A 19,452-nucleotide genomic window follows, 5' to 3' on the forward strand; every position below is an offset into this window, starting at 1 on the left:
GGGGTGTTGAATCCGAAGTCCGTTTTCTGATGAGTGTGGAGTTTACCGGTTTACGTTGCGCCTGGCGTATTCGACCAAGTCTTTGGGATAGACCATATGGTCTATTTTGCTGTCGTCTATGCCATATAAAAATGCAATAGCTGCTGCTTCGATGGCCCAGTACCCGACATAGTTACCATCCTCTCCTTGTAAATGAGTATCGTGCCAAGGAGCCTGTTTAAAGGCTGGGTACCATTGTTGGCAATATTTTTTTAGAAGCTTTGAAGATTCTTCTTTATTGTTAATGTATAGGGCTTGTACAAGTGGTGTATATACGTCGTGATACCAACGATCGACGTCGTGGCGGTTTGGCAGAACTTTCTTCAATAAGTCTTCGTAAAGAGTGTCATCACCAGCATACCCTGCTTGGTCAATGAGTTTTACGAAGCGAGGTAATAGGTCAGTTCGATGCAATAAGATACAGAGACTGATAACTTGAACGGCTTCCTCGTATTGATCCGGCCAGTCATCTAGTGCCAATGGCGATATTTTGGGTGATTTTTCATATTCGGCTAGAGTTTTTTGACGGATCTCGTATTTTTCAATTAGATCCTCCAACAGAGGGACGAGGTTCTCTATGTTTTCTCCTGCGGTATAGCTGGCAAGAAGCTTGTCAAGAGCTAGAGTCTGAAAAAAAGCTGAGCGAAGTGATGCTTCTTCCTCGGCAGTGTCGGATTTGAATTTATTGCTCTTGAAGAACTCGATTACTTCATCGTGCTCTGTTAAGAAGTTTTGATAATGGTTTTCGCTAAAATAAGGTTGTCTTATTTTCATTTCGGCCAGTCTCATGTTCAGCGAGTCTGATACAAAGTGCTTATAGTGTATGAAGACTTATGCGGAGATGTATTAGCTATTTAGATTGTAGAGGGTTGTAACAGTGTGCTATGAGTATTTCGCTCAGAACTTTTAGCCAAGTTCTGAGCGAATAGGAAGAAATTTTATTCTTCGCCTGACCAATACCAAATAGTTTCACCCCATTTGGAGTCACTGAAACTCGGCATGGTTTCACCTTGAAGGAAGTGACGTCTTGAATTCGCTTGTGCCGGTGTGAACCAATAACCAGTCATGCTGCATGGTTGACCAGCATCTATGCGAGCTACTTGAGATTCATTATCTGGCTGATGATTTCGGGCATATTCGACTAAATCCTTTGGGTAAACCATATGATCTATTTTGCTGTCATCTATGCCATACAGAAAGGCAACTGCGCCCGCTTCAAATGCCCAGTAACCAACGTACGTTCCTTCCTCTCCTTGAAGGTGGGTATCATGCCAGGGGGCTTGCTTGAAGGCTGGATACCATTGCTTGCAATATTTTTTTAGAAGTTTTGGAGGGTCTTCTTTGTTATCGCTATAGATGGCTTGAATAAGCGGTGTATAGACGTCGTGATACCATTCGTCTACATCATGCCGATTTGGCATAACCTTGTTTAACAGTGCCTCATAGAGAGTGTCTTCACCTGCATATCCTGCATCGTCAATGAGTTTGACGAACCGTGGGAGCAAGTCGGTTCGGTGTAATAGTATGCACAGGCTGATAACTTGGACGGCTTCTTCATATTGGTTTATCCAGTCATCTATTGCCAGTGGAGATATATTCTGCACACCTTGGTATTCGGCTAGGGTCTTTTGACGAATTTCGTATTTTTTTACGAGATCTTCAAGAAGAGGAGTAAGGTTTTCTATATTTTCGCCCGATGTGTAAGTGGCGAGTAACTTGTCTAAGGCGAGCGTTTGGAAGTATTTTGCGCGTTGAGATGCTTCCTCCAAAGCTGAGTCAGATTTAAATTTGTTTGTTTTGAATAGTTCAACTAACTCGTCGTGCTCCCTGAGAAAGTTTTCGTAGTGCTTGGCGCTGAAAAAATTCTGTCGTATCTTCAATGTGTCATGCCTCAATCTTTAGGGTGTCCAAGGCGCCGTGTTTTCTGGCTAAGGACTTCTTGCGTTTATTGACGAACGATTTGACCTCTGTTTCGTTGTAATGAAAGGCTTTATGTGACTGGTGTCCACTTTCATTTGAATTATTTAGTCTCGACTCAGCGTGTTCTTTAGGACTGGAACTCGGGTGGTAAAGTGGGGCGTAGAATAAATGTCGACTGTATGAAAGTTCTACTTGAGCGGCGAGCATTCGATTGCCAACAGCTTTTTGAAGGTTGCTGAGTATCCACTCTACGCTCATCTGCACAAGTATTTCTTTATGCTTGGTTTTACCAGTTGCCGATTTTTTTGATGGGGCTTTCTGCGCTCTTCCTGCGGTTTTGGGCACGGCGCGTTTTGTATCAGCTGAATTTTGGTCATTTTCAATTGGTTCGAGCAAGGTGCTTGCATCGCCTAACCCGGATACGCCTAACTTAGAACCTACACCAGGCTTGCGAGTATTGTTCGGTTTGCGCATAAACTTAGGCGCATCTTCATCGCGGCTAGCCTTCGCTTCTACAATGGCAAACTTTTCGCCGCCATTATTTGCCGGGTTGGCGCGCCAAACAGCATCGATGCCCGTTCCGTTTGCGCCGTCAGACAATTTATAAAGCACATGCTTCGCCTTAGGACTCCCGCCTGCCGAAAGCTTGCCCATCTTGCTCCCACTCGGCACGCCCTCAAGCCACTTCCCATCAGCACCCTTGTCATGCCCGTCCCAATCCTTACCCCAGCCAAACTCCACCGCGCAGATGTAGTCCGCAATGTGCTCGCCACTCACTCCTAAACCTTCGTTCAAAATGCTGGAAGGGGCCTGAAGGCCTACTTTGGAGGCTTCGACTTGGTTGGAATGGGTGCCGCTCGCGCTATCGGTGCCATTGGTGGCGACGGCGGGGTCCTTGTTGGCAGGCTTTTCCGCTCTTTTCGGGTGGCTGGATCCGGAGGAGGCCGCCGAGCTGTTGCGCTGCATGCCTTTCCATTTCAACAACCGTTTTTCGACAATTCCGACCATGGCCGGCATGTTGTCGCGGGAGGCGGCCAGCACGGTCACAACGGAGGTTTTCGCCCAGTTGGGAAGGCTCTGGAACGTGGAGGAGCCTTTGACGCCGGTAATGATTTCGTCGAGTTCGGCGCGCAGTTTGCCGGCGTCGAAGATTTGTTTGAGCAGTTCTTCGGGGCTGGTTTTGATTCCGCATTCTTGCAGGACGAAGCGAAGCAGGTCGAACAGGACCGGCGCATAGCGTTGCGGGTCTTTGTTGACGATTCGCAGGCTCTTTTTCAACCCGTCGCCCGGGCCGGGAACCCAGCCGATAACGGCCATCAGCAGGTCGAACTGGGCGTCTTCCTTGCCATCGGTCGACTCTGCGTTGTAAAGGACGATTGAGGACTCGATGGTGTCGTAGGCGTCGATGGCCTGACCCAGGAACGGCACTGCACCAAGCGCGATGCCTTTTGCCAGTTCTACCGCGGCCTCTTGATACGCTGCGCTACGGTCTTCGCCGCCCTCGCTTGCGTTCTCAGCTACTGCCTCGCTCATGTCAGCCTCCCTGCGGCTTTCTCCACTAATGCTTGTAAATCAACCTGGTTTGGATCCAGGCCGAGCTTGCGTAAATCTTCGTTAACCTTTTCGTCTGAGTTCTGCACGATCGCGACGCTTTCGCGGCTGTACGGCCTAGGGTCCTCGCCGTAATACACTTTGGCCGGACCTTTTGGCACGTCCTCCAACCGAGCGAACCCGTCGTCATCCAGCACGCCTTCACGCGTCGAGCCGTCAGCAAAGTCGACGCGGTACGAAGCGCCGGGTACGGGCTCAAGGTTGTCGTAATGCAGGTTCAACTCCAGCCAGGTCGGATTGGCTTTGGCCGTTTCCATCAACTTGCCGGCAATGTCCGCTGCGGCCAACCCCGGAATCAACGGAATCAAAATCCCGATCCCGCTCCCCACCCCAGGCGCCCCCCCGGTATTAACCTTCACCTCAGCGCCACTAATCGTCACGCCACCCGCATCAACCTTCACAAAACTCCCACCAGCCTTGGCCGTGAGCTCCATGCCCCCCTCAACCACAACCTTCTCGCCAGCGTGGTAGTGGATTTCGGTGCCGGCTTCGACGAATTGAGCAGTGCCGATTTTTACGTGCTGAGTCACACCGACAGTCAAATGATCATCCGCACGCATTTCGCTTTTACGATCCAGATGCGTAATCCGGTGTTCTTCAACCTTGAACTCGCTCAGCGTATTGGCTTCAACGGTGTCGTGCCGTTCGTTGCCCACACGAATTTTCTGGTCGTGCTCGATGTTTTCATCCCAATCGCGTTGGGCGTGGATGTAGATCTGCTCGACGCCTTTCTTGTCTTCGATCCGAAACTCGTTGTAGCCCTTGCCGCCCGGTGAACTCAGGGTTTTGAAGGTGCTGCGGGTTTTGTTTGCCGGCAGGTCGTAGGGGACGACGTTTTCCTTGTGGTACAGGCAGCCGGTGACGAGTGGCTGGTCGGGGTCGCCTTCGAGGAAGGTGACGAGGACTTCCATGCCGATGCGCGGGATGGCGATACCGCCGTAGGCGGCGCCGGCCCAGCCGCTGGCGACGCGCATCCAGCAGGTGGTTTTATCGTCGGCCTGGCCGTCGCGGTCCCAGTGGAACTGGACCTTGATGCGGCCGTATTGGTCGCAGTGGATTTCTTCGCCTTTCGGGCCGGTGACGATGGCGGTCTGGCTGCCGAGGACTTTCGGTTTCGGGTGTTCGAGGGCAGGGCGGTAGTGCGCGTCCCACGGGGTGGCGAGGAAGCTGTTGCGGTAGCCCTGGTGGAAGTCGCTTTTGTTGTCGGTGACGTCGCTGGTGACGTTTTCGCCGAGCACTTGCGGTTGTTTGCCTTCGTGGAAGACTTCCAGCAGCAGCCACATATCGTTCCACTCGGCGCGCGGGTGTTCGGCGAGGGTGAGGAAATGGCCGCTGGTGAGGGTCGGTTCGTCACCTTTGCCTTCGGCGAGTTTGTAGTCGCTGCGATGGCGTTCCAGTGCTCGGGTCGAGAGGAATTTGCCGCGCTCGCGAGTGGTGAAGCGGCCGGGGTAGTCGTAATCCTCAAGGTCCGGGGCGAACTCGGATTTGGCCGCGCCTTCGGGCAGGATCTTTGGTTTTTCGAAGTCGTAGTCGCGGCGGCTGACGCGGGTGGTGCGGGTTTCCAGGCGCAGGTTGAAGCGCTTGATGACCGGTTTGTCAGCGCTCATGCCGGAGTCTTGCTGGTAGCTCACGGCTTTGAGTTTGCGAAACACCGTCTGGTCGTCGCCGAACACCAATTTGTGGCCGCTGCTGCTGTGCTGGAAGTGGAAGTGAATGCCTTCCTCTTCGCACAAACGCTGGATGAAATGCAGGTCGGATTCGTCGTACTGCACGCAGTAATCGCGTTCCGGATACTCGGCACTGAGCTGGAAGCTGTAGGCGTCGGCGAGGATGCCGCGATCTTCCAGCACCTGCGCGATGATCTTCGGCACGGTCAGTTGCTGGAAAATCTGCTGATCGTGGTTGTGCCGCAGGTAAGCGAGTTGCGGCACCAGGCTGATGCTGTAACGCGTCAGGGTTTTGCCGGAATCGCCTTGCTCGATGCGGTACACCAAACCGTGGATCGTGCCTTCGCCGGTGGCGCCAAACGTCAGCACGCCGCGCTTGTGCAGCAGCTCTTCGAGCTTGAGGTCGGGGCGAGCGCTGACCAGTTCGAGGTCAAAACGGAACGGTTCGTTGAGGGCTTCGCGACCGGTGAAGCTCAGGACTTGCAGGTCAGCGGAAACGCCTTCGAGGGTTAGGGTGATGTGGGTTGCGTTGGCGTCCAGCATGCCTTGAATTCCGTCCGTTGAATAAGCAGGAGGTGGATGTTGCAGGATTAGACCGTCTCGTTCAAGGCGCAAATGCCGTACGCCCAGCCTGTGCGGGTTATAGGGAAAACCCTTAGGACGAACGTTCGGCTCAATAAAATCGGGTATTCCCCCAAAAGCATGGCTCGCCAATCTGGAGGGTTCAAACGGCAGAGCGCCGAAGAATAGCCAGTCAGTTTCAGACTAAAGTCGCCTGTAGCACGTCAAAGCCATCTGCCATCATTGCGGCTCACCCCTGCGTGTTCACTTCCTCTCGGCGCTTCATTGATCCGGGACGGGAGCTATTTTTCTGGCTTATTGCGCGTTTGCGCAAACGCTTCAATGTTGGAGTTTTTCATGCGTCCCCCATTTCCCCTCATCACCCCGCGCCAGTCGTTTGGCTTCGGAGCCTTTGTGCTGTGCGCCGGTTTCACCGCGCAAGTTCAGGCCAGCGGATTTCTTGAAGACACCACAGCGAAAATCGAGTCGCGCACGGTGTACTTCAACCGCGATTTCCGTGATGGGCACACGTCCAATGATCAGGGCGCGTCCAAGCGTGAAGAGTCGGCGCAGGGTTTCATTCTCAATCTGCAGTCGGGTTACACCGAGGGCACGGTTGGCTTCGGTATCGATGCGCTGGGCATGCTTGGCTTCAAACTGGATTCCAGCGCCGACAGCAGTAACAGCGGTTTACTGCCGTCCAGCGGGCAGGATCCGCGCGGTTCGAAAGATCAGTACGCGAAAATGGGCCTGACCGCGAAAATGAAGGTTTCGGACACGGTGTTGAAGTACGGCGCGCTGCTGCCGGATCTGCCGCTGCTCAAGTACAACGACGGCCGTCTGCTGCCAACGATGTTCAACGGCGCGATGCTCACTTCAAAGGAAGTGAAGGATCTGACCTTTATGGCCGCACGTTTGGACAAGTACACCGCGCGTGACTCTACCGATTCGCAAGACATCCGCGTGCACTGCAAGAACAAGCGCTACGCATGTAACACCACCGCCGACCATTTCGACATGTACGGCTTCGACTACAAGATCAACGATCGTCTGACTGCGCAGTATCACTACGCCGAACTTGAAGACATCTATCGTCAGCACTTCGTGGGGCTGTTGGGCAATCAGCCGCTGGGCAACGGTGTGTTGAAGGCTGATTTGCGCTTGCTGAAAAGTGCCGACAGCGGCGATGCAAAAGCCGGCTCAATCGACAACCGTGCACTGAGTGGCATGCTGTCTTACGCCATCAGCGGCCACACTTTCAGTACTGGCTGGCAACGCATGAACGGTGACAACTCGATGCCGTACCTCGATGGCAGCAACCCGTATCTGGTCAACTATGTGCAAGTCAACGACTTCGCCGCCGCGCAGGAACGCTCCTGGCAACTGCGTTATGACTACGACTTCAAGGCGATCGGCATCAACGGTCTGAGTTTCCTGACGCGTTATGTGAACGGTGATCACATCAAGGTCGTGGGCAGTGATCAGGAAGGCAAAGAGTGGGAGCGTGACAGCGAGTTGAAGTATGTGATTCAGACGGGGACATTCAAGGACGTGAGTTTACGCTTGCGTAACGCGACTTACCGGACGAATTACCAGCAGTTTGCGCGGGATGTGGATGAGACGCGGTTGATTGTGAGTTACAACTTTTCCGTGTTGTAACCGTTGGATTGTCGGAATTTGACCCATCGCCATCGCGGGCAAGCCCGCTCCCACAGGGATCTCCAGTGAACACGGATTCTGTGTTCGATAGACGTCCAATGTAGGAGCGAGCATTTTCAAGCAGCGCGTCGCTTCAAAGTCCGGGAAGTGAAACCTGGAAAGCCTGCGCGCTGCCGGAAGGAGTCACGCCATAACCACCGCCAAGGGTGCCACTGATGGAAATTGCCCTCGCCAGGTTGTCTTCTGTCCCGGCCATTCCCAGTACTTCAGTCAACCCTTCGGCAGGGCTCCAAGTGTAGACGCCCAGCGGCGCATTCGAATCGGTGGGCACGCAGGTCATTATGGTCTTGTCGACGGCCTGGGCAAGTGCTTCGACCTGGATGAGATTACAGCCCGAAGGTACGGGTACATACGGAGCTTGATTGGACACTTGGCGCCACAACCGCGGCCGTACGATTTTCCCAGGCGTCGTATCCGTCTCCTTCACGACGATGAGGTCGTTTTCGTTGAAAAACTGGGTCTCGGTTGCGTAGCCATTCGCAGACGCCAGTGTTGTCGGCACTGCGTCGAAACTCGACCAGAAGGTCGCTTTGGACGGGCCATTCGTGTAATGACAGGTTCCCGCGGCCTTATCGCTATTATTGATCGCGGTAACTTTGCAGTTGATTGCATCTGCAGGCGTCTTGAGCGTGTTTACAAGATATTTAACGCCATCGTAGGTCGCGACCCTCGGGCTGTTGCCACAATTGAGCGCAACATTCGGAAGGCCGTTGTGGGCCTCATCGTTAATGTCGGCAACTTTGCAATTATCATAGCGGTTGGAAACCATGATTGGCTTTCCTTCACCGAACAGCGGCCATAGAACTGCCGTCTGTCGTGTTCCGATACTTTGTCCTGCTACTTGCCCGTGCAGGTTGGCGGCTCCAAACGAAGTTCTGAGATCCAGAATCAGAGGAAGGAGTTCGGTCGGCGGACCTGAGGGCGTATTAATAGACCATGTCACAACACCACTTATCCCTAGCAGCTTTTTGCAAGTCCCCACCATCACATTGACTCCCATTTGATGAGGGTCGCAGGCCGAGCCCAAGGCCGGTGGCTTCAAGTTGATGAAGGTTGAAGGTGGACGGAAAAACCAGGCCTGCGTTGGGGTCTGATTTATGCAGGCGCCCAGTACGTTACCGTTGTCGGTAACCGCAGCGGTCAAACACGTCTTGCCAGTCGGTCCGACCAGCACGGCTTGCGGTGGCGCCGCTTGAGCGGGGCTGAGCATCGACATCAACAGCGGTAAAAGTACAGCGGTAGAAATGGCGGTTTGTCGCGCAAGGGATAAGTTCATGACGGATCTTCCATGTTCGTCGTTCAGGTTTTGCAAACAGGCGTCGATGCAGAATTCGATGTCCTGGCCTGACGGCACCGTGGAGGTTAGTGGCGCTGTCGAACTTAGTAGAGAGGAGAGACAAGCCGCAGACAACTGGCATATCTGACAGGTGACAACCTCCTCTTTGCCATGTTAGGCCTCGCGGGTGACTACACGGGTGTTACAACCAATGCCAGAACCGACTCCAAAACCCGCGATTCAAGTCTTCCTTGCACCCGGCATATTGCCTTGCATACATGTCGGAGCGATTCTGCACCTTGCGCGCCGTCGGCATCAGCCACGCCTTGCTGGCGTAGGTCTTGTTGCGATAACCGCCCCAGCCTTCGTGATAGTTGAGGTACTGGCCATAGGCGTCGTATTTGTAGACGCCGTTGATCGAGGTGGTCTTGTCCATGTACCAGCCGACGAAGTCGATGGCGTCGTCGAAGTCTTCGCGGTCGGCCCAGTTTCTGCCGGTGCTTTTCTGGTAGTCGGACCAGACTTCATCCTTGGCCTGCGCATAACCAGAGGCGGTCGAGACGCGGCCCCACGGAATTATCCAGAGCAGGTATTTGCGTGGAGTCTTGGCGTCGTAGCGGTAACCGGACTCCTGATACATGATCGCGAACGGCACCTGGATCGGTACGCCCCAGCGCTTTTGCGTGACTTGCGCGGCGTCGTACCAATCGCTTTTTTCCCGGAAGATCTCGCAGATGTTTTCAGGCGAGCGGGGCGGCGAGGTGCCGCAGCCCGTCAACAGCGCCGCGAGTATCAATAGTCCAATTGTCTGCCGAGAATTCAAAAGCCGTCGTCCTGTGATGCGCATAAAAGGGCGACAGTTTACGCGTTCAGGCCAATTGATGACGATAGGGCAGATCCGGGCCGGTCTTGCTGCACGTCAGCGCCGCCGCTTGCACGGCGAACTTGAGCATCGCGTCGATCTGCTCGCGAGCCAATTGCTGCACGCCTTCGACCGAGTCCAGACCCTGCTCGGTCAGCCAGGTAATCAATGCAGCCTGGAAGGTGTCTCCGGCGCCAACGGTATCGGCGATCTTCACGGAACAGGCTGGCACTGACCAGGAGCCGTGGGCGCGGCTGAACACGCTTGCGCCTTCACCGCCACGGGTGAGGAATACCATGTGGCAGCGATGTTCCAGCCAGCCTTCGATGACTCGCTGCGGATCCTGCTCGGGATACAGCAGGCTCAAGTCTTCATCACTGACTTTGATCAGATCGGCCAGTTGCACCAGCGTGGCGATTCGCTCGCGCCACAGATCGATGTTCGGCTCGGGATTGAGGCGTACGTTGGGGTCGAGGCTGATCAGGCGTTTGCCGCTTTCACGCTGCACCAGCGCCAGCAGTGTGTCGGCAATCGGCTGCACCACCAGGGAAAACGAGCCAATGTGCAAGCCGCGTACTTCGGGGCCTAGCGTAGGCAGATGCGCCAGGCTCAGTTGCCGGTCAGCGCAGCCTTCACCGCGAAAGCTGTAATGCGGCGAGCCATTGGCACCCACGGCGACCATCGCCAGCGTGGTTGGCGCAGCGAAGTCCACCAGATAATCCGGGCACACACCTTCGTCCTGCAGCACCTGTTGCAAGCGGCGGCCGAGGTAGTCGGTGGACAGCCCGCCGAACAAGGCCGAGTCCACACCCAGACGGCGCAAACCGACCGCGACGTTGAACGGCGAGCCGCCAGCAATCGCCTTGAAATTCACTTTCGAGGCCAGACCACTGGCATCATCTTCGCTGAAGAAATCAAACAGCGCTTCGCCACACACCAAATACATAATTGTTTGCTCTTTATAGGGTTGCGACATGCTGTTGATAGCGTTCATAAGCCCGCTGGAATGCCGCGACATTGGCGGCGTTCGGCAGGGTTTCACTGCTCAGGTCAAGCTTCACACAGCGCTGGCAAAGATCGGCCAGCGTGTCTTCCTGGCCATGGGACCATGACTTGCACCACGCGGCCTGAATCGCCGCGCCAAGGGCGGCCGCTTCGCTCTGTTCGGTGCAGATGACGGGGGTGTCCATGATGTCGGCGACGATTTGTCGCCACACGGCGCTTTTAGAACCGCCGCCGATCAGGCAAATGTTGCGGCTTTGTAAACCATTGTGCCGGAGTAAATCCAGTCCATAGCGCAAGCCGAAGGTCGTGCCTTCGATGGCGGCGCGGCACAGATTGGCCTGCGTCAGGTTGTCCAGCGTCAAGCCGTGCAGGCTTCCGGTGGCGTGGGGCAGGGCGGGGACGCGCTCGCCGTTGAGGAATGGCAGCATACACACGCCTTCAGCCCCGATAGGGGCCTGGGCGCCGAGGGTGTTGAACTGATCGAGATCGAGGTCGAACAATTCGCGAATCGCGCCGGTCGCGTTGGTCAGGTTCATGGTGCAGATCAATGGCAGCCAACCTCCGCTGGAGGAGCAAAAAGTCGCGACCGAAGCCTCCGCACTGACCGTTGGCGCATCAGCATAGGCGTAAACAGTGCCTGACGACCCGAGACTCATGGTGATCGCGCCGGGCTGGATGTTGCCGGTGCCGATGGCGCCCATCATGTTGTCACCGCCACCGCTGGACACCAATGCGTTGCGGTTGATGCCCAGGTGTTCGGCAATCGCGGGCAGGATCGTGCCTACCGCTTCGTGCGCATCGATCAGCTCCGGCAACGCCGCTTGCAGGCGTCCGCTGGGGTCGATGTCGCGCAACAGCTGCAAATCCCACTGGCGGCTGCGTACGTTGAAATAACCGGTGCCGGAAGCGTCGCCGTACTCGCTGCAGGCTCGCCCCGTGAGCCAATAGTTGAGGTAATCGTGGGGCAGCAGGACGCGGGCGATGCGCGGGAATACGTCTGGGTGCTGTTCTTTGGTCCAGAGCAGTTTTGACACGGTGTAACCCGGGGCGATGACTACGCCGAGGCGTTCCAGAGAGCCTTTTTCACCGCCCAGATGGGTGAGCAATCGGTCGTTTTCAGCGCTGGTTTCGGTGTCGCACCAGAGTTTGGCCGGGCGCAGGACTTCGCCTTCATCATCGAGCAGCACCAGACCGTGCTGCTGGCCGGAAACACCGATGCCGAGGATTGATTGGCCGTCGACATCCGCCGCCAGCAGTGCCTGGCGGGTGGCGAGGGCGAAAGCTTCAAGCCATTGGTGAGTGTCTTGCTCGCGACGGCCATTGGCGCCGCTGATCATCGTGTGCGCCGCGGCGCCCTGGCCGAGCACCTGACCGCTGGCGGCATCGAGGATGATCGCTTTGGTGCCTTGAGTGCCGCAGTCTATGCCGAGGAAGAGTTGTCGGGTTGTCACAAGAATATCCTCAAGGAGTCAGGTCAATCCGGGTGTGGCCAATCGCGGGCAAGCCAGCTCCCACAGAGTTCTCAGTCGTTCACACGTATTGAGTGCCATCGAGAAAATGTGGGAGCTGGCTTGCCAGCGATGACGTCGGTAGCTTCACCGCATAACTCAGGCCAGCACACGCTCCAAAGTCCGCGTAACACCCACCTCGCGCAAACTATCGCAGCACCATTCAAACGCTGCGACAAACTCCGCCGACCTCGGTATCGCCGTGCCGAAAATCTCCTCGACCGCCAACAAACGCTCCGTCATCGAAGCATCCTCCGCCACCAACGCCTGACAAAAAACAGCCCGCGGATCAGGAATGGAATAGGTATCGCCATTCTCATCCACACCTTTCAAATACAACGCCCAGGCCGCCACCACCAACGCCGCGCGGCGGGTCTCGCGCCCATCGGCAATCAACCGGTTGATCGTCGGAACAGTGAACTTGGGAAACTTCGACGAACCATCCGAACACACCCGCTCAAGCTGATCGGCAATCGCTTGGTTAGAGAACCGCGCTACCAGCGTGTCTTTGTAATCGTCCAGGTTGATACCCGGCACCGGCGCCAGTTGCGGCGTGACATCCAGGTCCATGTAAGCGCGCATGTAACGCACGAACAGCGGGTCGTTCATGGTTTCGTGAACAAAACGATAGCCCTTCAAAAACCCCAGATAGGTCAGCGCTAGATGGCTGCCGTTGAGCAATTTGATCTTCATCTCTTCGTACGGCGACACGTCGTCGGTGAACTGCACACCAACCTTCTCCCACGCCGGGCGACCGTTGACGAATTTGTCTTCCAGCACCCACTGCACAAACGGTTCGCAGACCACCGGCCAGGTGTCGTCCACCGCGTGTTTGTCGGCAAGTTGCAGACGGTGCGCGGTGCTGGTCATCGGTGTGATGCGGTCGACCATCGCGTTGGGGAAACTGACATTCTGCTCGATCCAGTCGCGCAGCCCCGTGTTGCGCAGGGTGGCGAAGGCCAGCAGCGCCTTGCGGGTCACCGCTCCGTTGTGCGGCAGGTTATCGCAGGACATGATCGTGAACGCCGGCGTGCCTGCGCCACGGCGTTTCTCCAGGGCCGCGCAGAGGAAGCCGAACACGGTTGTCGGTGCGCCCGGGTGCGCCAGATCGTGCTGGATCTGCGGCAGATGCGCCATGAATTCGCCGTTGCTGTCGTCGATGCAGTAACCGCCCTCGGTGATGGTCAGCGAGACGATGCGGATCTGCGGATCGGCGAGTTTGTCGATCAACGCCTGCGCGCCGTCTTCGGCCAGGAGCATGTCGCGAATCGCGCCGATGACGCGTACTTCGGTGTCATCGCTGTCGCCGAGTTCGAACAGGGTAAACAAGTAATCCTGCTCTTTGAGATCGTCGCGGGCGCGGCGGTCTTCGGCGCGCAGGCCGACACCGCAAATCGCCCAGTCCAGAGCTTCGCCGGTGTTCATCAGCGCGTCGGTGTAATACGCCTGATGCGCCCGGTGAAAGCCACCGACACCAATGTGCGCGATGCCCTGGCGAGTGTCGCTGAGGCTGTAGGCCGGCAGTTGCACTTCGGCGGCGAGGCGGTTGAGATTCTGTTTGTTCAGTTTCATGGGAAAACTCTCGAAAAAATCAGGCAGCCGCACGCAGCGGACGGGCCAGCGCCACGCCTTCGGCATCGAATAAATGGCAGTGGGCGGCGTCCAGATAGAGGTTCAGTTGCTCGCCATAACGGCTTGCCAGATCACCGCGCACACGCATGGTCAGAGCTTCGCCTGCGTTGGTTTTGACGTGGCAAAAGGTGTCGCTGCCCAGACGTTCGCTGACATCGGCGGTGACTTGCAGGGTGCAGTCGCCCGGTTGTGCCAGCTCCAGATGTTCCGGGCGAATACCCAAGGTCACAGCGCTGCCGACGCTCAGGTGCGCGGCGTTGAAAGGCAGGGTGATGCGGGTACCAGCGTCCAGCGCGACTTCGCAGCTTGGGCCTCCGACGCGGGTAATCTTGCCCTTGAGGAAACCCATTTTCGGTGTGCCGAGGAAACCGGCGACGAACAGGTTGGCCGGGCTGTGATAGAGGTCCAGCGGCGAGCCGACCTGCTCGATCCTGCCGCTATTGAGCACCACGACTTTGTCGGCCATGGTCATCGCTTCGACCTGGTCGTGGGTCACGTAGATCATGGTCGCTTGCAGGTCCTTGTGCAGGCGCAGCAGTTCCAGGCGCATCTGCACGCGCAGCGCGGCGTCGAGGTTGGACAGCGGCTCGTCGAACAGGAAGATTTTCGGATTGCGCACGATGGCGCGGCCGATCGCTACACGTTGACGCTGACCGCCGGAGAGCTGTTTAGGTTTGCGCTCAAGCATCGGCCCGAGCTCAAGAATGCGCGCCGCCTCACCGACTTTCTGCTCGACTTCGGCTTTCGGCACACCGGCCAGATCGAGGGCGAAGGACATGTTCTTTTTCACGGTCATGTGCGGGTACAGCGCGTAGGTCTGAAACACCATCGCCAGGTCGCGTTTGGCCGGGCTGACTTCGGTGATGTCGCGGCCATCCAGTTCGATGGTGCCGCCGCTGACTTCTTCCAGGCCTGCGATCAGGCGCAGCAGCGTGGACTTGCCGCAGCCGGACGGGCCGACGAAGACCACGAATTCCTTGTCGTTCACTTCCAGGTCGATGCCCTTGATGATGGAGAAACCTTCGAAGCCTTTTTGCAGATTCTTGATTTTCAGGTTGGCCATGGTGATGGGCCTCCGCATTGTTGTTTTTTTAAGATCAAAAGATCGCAGCCTGCGGCAGCTCCTACAGGGGGACGGTGTGCTCTGTGTAGGAGCTGCCGAAGGCTGCGATCTTTTGCTTCTGAAATATCTACTTCACAGCGCCAAACGACAGCCCGCGCACCAGTTGTTTCTGGCTGATCCAGCCGAAGATCAGAATCGGCGCACAGGCCAGAGTCGACACCGCCGACAACTTGGCCCAGAACAATCCTTCGGGGCTTGAGTACGAGGCGATCAACGCGGTCAGTGGTGCGGCTTTCGAGGAAGTCAGGTTCAGCGACCAGAAAGCTTCGTTCCAGCACAGGATCAGCGACAGCAGCACGGTCGAGGCGAGGCCGCCCTTGGCGATTGGCAGCAGCACGCGGACCATTTCCTGCCACAGCGTGGCGCCGTCGAGGCGGGCGGCTTCGAGGATGTCTTTGGGGATGTCCTTGAAGTAGGTGTAAACCATCCAGACCACAATCGGCAGGTTGATCAGCGTGTAGATCACGATCAGCGCGATGCGCGTATCGAGCAGGCCGAAACTCTTGGCCAGCAGGTAGATCGGCATCAGCACGCCGACTGGCGGCAGCATTTTGGTGGAGAGCATCCAAAGCAGGGTGCCTTTGGTGCGCTGGGTTTCGTAGAACGCCATCGAGTAGGCGGCCGGCACTGCAATCAGCAGGCTCAGCGCGGTGGCGCTGAAGGAAATCACCACCGAATTCCAGGCAAAACTGAAGTAGTCGCTGCGCTCGTTGATGTGCAGATAGTTCTCCAGCGTGGGCGTGAAGATGAACTGCGGCGGCGTGGCGAAGGCGTCGATTTCGGTCTTGAAACTGGTCATCACCATCCAGAAGATCGGGAAGAAAACCACGATCGCGATGGCCCAGGCCAGCGTGCCGAGCAGCAGGCTTTGCAGCCGTCGGGATTGTTGAAGAGTCATGGCAGGCCTCAGGCTTTGTCAGTCAGGTTTTTGCCGATCATCCGCACCAGAATGATCGCGGCGATGTTGGCGATGACCACGGCAATCAAGCCGCCCGCCGAGGCCATGCCGACGTCGAACTGCACCAGCGCCTGGTTGTAGATAAGGTAGGCGAGGTTGGTCGAGGCGTAGCCGGGGCCGCCGTTGGTGGTGGTGAAAATCTCGGCGAACACCGACAGCAGGAAGATCGTTTCGATCATCACCACCACCGCAATCGGCCGAGCCAGATGCGGCAGCGTCAGGTGCCAGAAGATGGCGATGGGACCTGCGCCGTCGAGGCGCGCGGCTTCTTTCTGTTCCTGGTCGAGGGACTGCATGGCCGTCATCAGGATCAGGATCGCGAAGGGCAGCCATTGCCACGAAACAATGATGATGATCGACAGCAGCGGGTAGTGCGCCAGCCAGTCCACCGGTTGTGCGCCGAACAGTTTCCAGATGTAGGCGAGGATTCCCGACACCGGATGGAAAATCAGGTTCTTCCAGATCAGCGCGCCGACCGTGGGCATGATGAAGAACGGCGAAATCAGCATGACCCGCACGATGCCACGCCCGAGAAACTCACTGGCCTCCAGCAACGCGCTGATCAATACGCCGAACACCACACTGATCAGCAACACGCTGCCGACCAATAACAAGGTGTTGGTGGCGCCGGGCATGAAGCCCGAATCGGTGAGGAAATAAGTGAAGTTCTCAAGCCCCACGAACTGGTTTTCACCGGGGTAGAGCAGGTTGTAGCGGATCATCGAGAAGTAAATGGTCATGCCCAGCGGCACGATCATCCACAGCAGCAATAAGGCCACGGAGGGGCTGACCAGAAACCAGCCGGGATTGGCCACGCGGCTTTTGCGCTGCGGTCGGGACAGGTCGATTTGGGCTTTGGCAGTTGAAGTATTCATGGCAATAACCGATTAGCGACGGGCGGATGAAGATCAACTGTGGGAGCGAGCCTGCTCGCGAAGAGGCCGTCACATTCAACATCTCAGTGACTGACCTGGCGCTTTCGCGAGCAGGCTCGCTCCCACATGGAAATGCGCTGGTTTACTTCGGATAACCCGCGCGCTTCATCTCGCGTTCAGTGGTCTGCTGCGCTGACGCCAGCGCCTGATCCACCGTGGTCTGGCCGATCAGCGCCGCCGAGAACAGCTTGCCGACCTGCGTACCCACCGCCTGGAACTCAGGGATGGTCACCAATTGAATACCGATGTACGGCACCGGTTTGAGCGTCGGTTTGCTCGGGTCGGCGGCTTTCAGCGATTCCAGCGTGACCTTGGCAAACGGCGCGGCCTTCATGTAGGCATCGCTGTAGGTCGTGGCGCGCGTGCCTGGCGGTACGTTGGCGATCCCGTCCTTTTCGGCAACCAGTGCGCCGTATTCTTTCGACGTGGCCCAGGCGCTGAAGGTTTTCGCGGCATCCTTGGCCTTGGAGCTGGTCGGAATCGCCAGCGCCCACGAATACAGCCATGCCGAACCTTTGTCGGTGACTTGATGCGGTGCGAAGGTGAAGCCGACGTGGTCGCTAACCTTGCTCTGGGTCTTGTCGGTGACGAACGAGCCGGCGACGCTGGCATCAACCCAGATGGCGCATTTGCCGCTATTGAACAGCGCAAGGTTTTCGTTGAAACCGTTGCTGGAGGCGCCCGGCGGGCCGGATTTCTTCATGGTGTCGACATAGAAGTTCAGCGCGTTTTTCCACTCGGGCCCCGTGAATTCCGGCTTCCACTGCTCATCGAACCAGCGTGCGCCGTAGGCATTGGCGACGGTGCTGATCAGCGCCATGTTCTCGCCCCAACCAGCCTTGCCGCGCAGGCAGATGCCGTATTGCTCTTTATCTTTGTGGGTGAGTTTTTCCGCGAAACCTGCGATCTGCTCCCAGGTCGGACGCTCTGGCATGGTCAGGCCGGCCTCCTTGAACAGGTCGGTGCGGTAATAGGTGATCGAGCTTTCGGCATAGAACGGCAGGGCATACAGCGAACCCTTGACCGACAGACCTTCGCGCACCGACGGGAACACATCGTCGAGGGCGTAACTGGCCGGCAGGTCTTTCATCGGTTCAAGCCAGCCCTTGGCGCCCCACAGTGCAGCTTCGTACATGCCGATGGTCAACACGTCGAACTGCCCGCCTTGAGTGGCGATGTCGGTGGTCAGGCGCTGGCGCAGGACGTTTTCTTCCAGCACGACCCAATTGAGCTTGATGTCCGGGTGCTCGGCCTCGAAAGTTTTCGAGAGCTTCTGCATGCGGATCATGTCGCTGTTGTTGACGGTGGCGATGGTCAGGGTCTGGGCGCCAAGGCTGACGCTGCTGAGGGTCATGCAGGTGAGGGCAAGCAGAGCTTTTGCAGTGGGTTGCATCGTGCACTCCTTTTTCTGCACCCCGGGGGAGGCAGAAGGACGGTTATTGTTTTTGTGTCTTCCGAATGCAGGAAGAATGTGTGCTGATTACAGCGTTCAATCGCAGGACTGACAAATCATCCATCGCACTTCGACTGATACTTTTTTGTACTGCACTTTGACGGGGTAAACGCAGGGAAGGGGATTGCAGCGTGGGGAGGACATCGGATATGTACAGGTTTACAGAGATTAATAGCCAAGTTCAAAAGATCGCAGCCTTCGGCAGCTCCTACAGAAGACCGGTGTAGGAGCTGCCGAAGGCTGCGATCTTTTGATCCTGCTTTCAGCTGTGGTTTTGCTCAGTCAGGCGCTGCACCGCCAAGCGTCGATAATGCGAAGGCGTCATGCCCTTGAGCTGCTGAAAGCGCCGATTGAAGTTGGAAATATTGTTGAATCCCGACTCGAAGCACACATCTGTCACCGGTTTATCCCCATCGGCCAACAGCTCGCAGGATTTGCTGATGCGCAAGCGATTGACGAACTCGATGAAGGTGCGCCCGGTCGCCTGTTTGAATACGCGGCTGAAGTAGGTCGGTGTCATGCCCAGATGCTCGGCGACTTCTTCGAGCGAAATGTCCCGGGCGTAGTGGCTGAAGATGTAATCGACCGCGCGGTTGGTGCGATCGATATTGTGCTCGTCCGCCAGTTGCGGCGTGGTGGCGCCGGACAATAACTGGAAATCATCGCTGGCCGCGAGCAACTCCATGAGGATGAAAAAGTGCCCAAGCCGAGTGATGCCGCTGCTGTCGGCGATTCTTTGCATCAACGTCATGGCCTGGCGAATCGTGCGTTTGCAGCGGAACTCGATGCCGTACTGAGCACGCTCCAACAATGGCGCAAGCGTCTTCAATTCGGCGAACACCTGGTGGCCGCTCTCGAACAACTCATCAGTGAAATTGACCAGCATGTCGCGCTTTTCGACGATTTCGTCTTCGGCCACCTGGCTGATCCAGTTGTGCGGCAGATTGGGCCCGGTGAGAAATAGCGATTCCGGATAGAAGTTGCCGATGTAGTCACCGATGAACACCTTGCCCGAACTGGCAACGATCAGGTGCAGCTCGTATTCCTTGTGAAAATGCCAACGCACCAATGGGCAGGGAAAACCATGCTGGCGGTAGATGATGGACAGCCCATTGTGGTCATCCATCAACTCGTAAGAGGGGTCGGTCACGCGTGCGGTGCGGGTCATGGCTGGGCGCTTTTT

At 56.7% G+C, this 19,452-nt stretch carries 15 protein-coding genes; 1 reads left to right on the forward strand and 14 read right to left on the reverse strand.

Annotated features, from left to right (window positions below; translation table 11 throughout):
* Nucleotides 1–42: 42 nt before the first annotated feature.
* The 4 genes from AB4P92_RS29425 to tssI form a co-directional block, all read right to left on the reverse strand.
* A complete protein-coding gene (locus tag AB4P92_RS29425; RefSeq protein ID WP_395598643.1) occupies nt 43–828 on the reverse strand; it encodes a PoNe immunity protein domain-containing protein in 786 nt (261 codons plus the stop codon).
* Between the two features lie 149 nt (nt 829–977).
* Entirely contained in the window at nt 978–1,919 is a 942-nt protein-coding gene (locus tag AB4P92_RS29430; protein WP_395598644.1) for a PoNe immunity protein domain-containing protein, read from the reverse strand.
* Between the two features lie 4 nt (nt 1,920–1,923).
* The gene (locus AB4P92_RS29435) at nt 1,924–3,492 is read right to left on the reverse strand and encodes a hypothetical protein (RefSeq protein WP_395598645.1); all 1,569 of its coding nucleotides are present in this window, start codon (nt 3,490–3,492) and stop codon (nt 1,924–1,926) included.
* Nucleotides 3,489–5,780: a type VI secretion system tip protein TssI/VgrG gene (gene tssI / locus AB4P92_RS29440; RefSeq protein ID WP_395598646.1), complete on the reverse strand. Its 2,292-nt coding sequence runs from the start codon at nt 5,778–5,780 to the stop codon at nt 3,489–3,491. Before tssI ends, AB4P92_RS29435 begins: the two co-directional genes overlap by 4 nt.
* A 375-nt stretch (nt 5,781–6,155) precedes the next feature.
* Here tssI and AB4P92_RS29445 point away from each other — a divergent pair, with 375 nt between their 5' ends.
* Nucleotides 6,156–7,457, forward strand: coding sequence for an OprD family porin (locus tag AB4P92_RS29445; protein WP_395598647.1), 1,302 nt, complete (start codon nt 6,156–6,158; stop codon nt 7,455–7,457).
* A gap of 133 nt (nt 7,458–7,590) precedes the next feature.
* On the opposite strand, the gene AB4P92_RS29450 is transcribed toward AB4P92_RS29445, so the two are convergent.
* From AB4P92_RS29450 to AB4P92_RS29495, 10 genes are all read right to left on the reverse strand, one after another.
* Nucleotides 7,591–8,793 carry a hypothetical protein gene (locus AB4P92_RS29450; protein WP_395598648.1) on the reverse strand — a complete coding sequence of 401 codons (1,203 nt, stop codon included), beginning with the start codon at nt 8,791–8,793 and terminating at the stop codon, nt 7,591–7,593.
* Nucleotides 8,794–8,995: 202 nt separating this feature from the next.
* Nucleotides 8,996–9,616 carry a hypothetical protein gene (locus AB4P92_RS29455; RefSeq protein WP_115148129.1) on the reverse strand — a complete coding sequence of 207 codons (621 nt, stop codon included), beginning with the start codon at nt 9,614–9,616 and terminating at the stop codon, nt 8,996–8,998.
* A 46-nt stretch (nt 9,617–9,662) separates the two neighbouring features.
* Nucleotides 9,663–10,601 carry a carbohydrate kinase gene (locus AB4P92_RS29460; RefSeq protein ID WP_395598649.1) on the reverse strand — a complete coding sequence of 313 codons (939 nt, stop codon included), beginning with the start codon at nt 10,599–10,601 and terminating at the stop codon, nt 9,663–9,665.
* A 13-nt stretch (nt 10,602–10,614) separates the two neighbouring features.
* On the reverse strand, nt 10,615–12,111 hold the full coding sequence (gene xylB / locus AB4P92_RS29465) for a xylulokinase (protein WP_395598650.1): 1,497 nt from the start codon (nt 12,109–12,111) through the stop codon (nt 10,615–10,617).
* Nucleotides 12,112–12,267: 156 nt separating this feature from the next.
* Entirely contained in the window at nt 12,268–13,740 is a 1,473-nt protein-coding gene (locus AB4P92_RS29470; protein ID WP_395598651.1) for a mannitol dehydrogenase family protein, read from the reverse strand.
* A 19-nt stretch (nt 13,741–13,759) separates the two neighbouring features.
* Nucleotides 13,760–14,863, reverse strand: coding sequence for an ABC transporter ATP-binding protein (locus AB4P92_RS29475; protein WP_200617895.1), 1,104 nt, complete (start codon nt 14,861–14,863; stop codon nt 13,760–13,762).
* A 127-nt stretch (nt 14,864–14,990) separates the two neighbouring features.
* Entirely contained in the window at nt 14,991–15,821 is an 831-nt protein-coding gene (locus AB4P92_RS29480) for a carbohydrate ABC transporter permease (RefSeq protein WP_047301354.1), read from the reverse strand.
* 8 nt (nt 15,822–15,829) lie between these two features.
* The gene (locus AB4P92_RS29485) at nt 15,830–16,756 is read right to left on the reverse strand and encodes a carbohydrate ABC transporter permease (protein WP_047301353.1); all 927 of its coding nucleotides are present in this window, start codon (nt 16,754–16,756) and stop codon (nt 15,830–15,832) included.
* Between the two features lie 142 nt (nt 16,757–16,898).
* Nucleotides 16,899–18,209: a sugar ABC transporter substrate-binding protein gene (locus tag AB4P92_RS29490; RefSeq protein ID WP_261735811.1), complete on the reverse strand. Its 1,311-nt coding sequence runs from the start codon at nt 18,207–18,209 to the stop codon at nt 16,899–16,901.
* A 322-nt stretch (nt 18,210–18,531) separates the two neighbouring features.
* Nucleotides 18,532–19,437: an AraC family transcriptional regulator gene (locus AB4P92_RS29495; RefSeq protein ID WP_150591942.1), complete on the reverse strand. Its 906-nt coding sequence runs from the start codon at nt 19,435–19,437 to the stop codon at nt 18,532–18,534.
* Nucleotides 19,438–19,452 lie beyond the last annotated feature (15 nt).

The organism is Pseudomonas sp. A0308 (assembly GCF_044218815.1).
GTDB lineage: Bacteria > Pseudomonadota > Gammaproteobacteria > Pseudomonadales > Pseudomonadaceae > Aquipseudomonas > Aquipseudomonas iridis.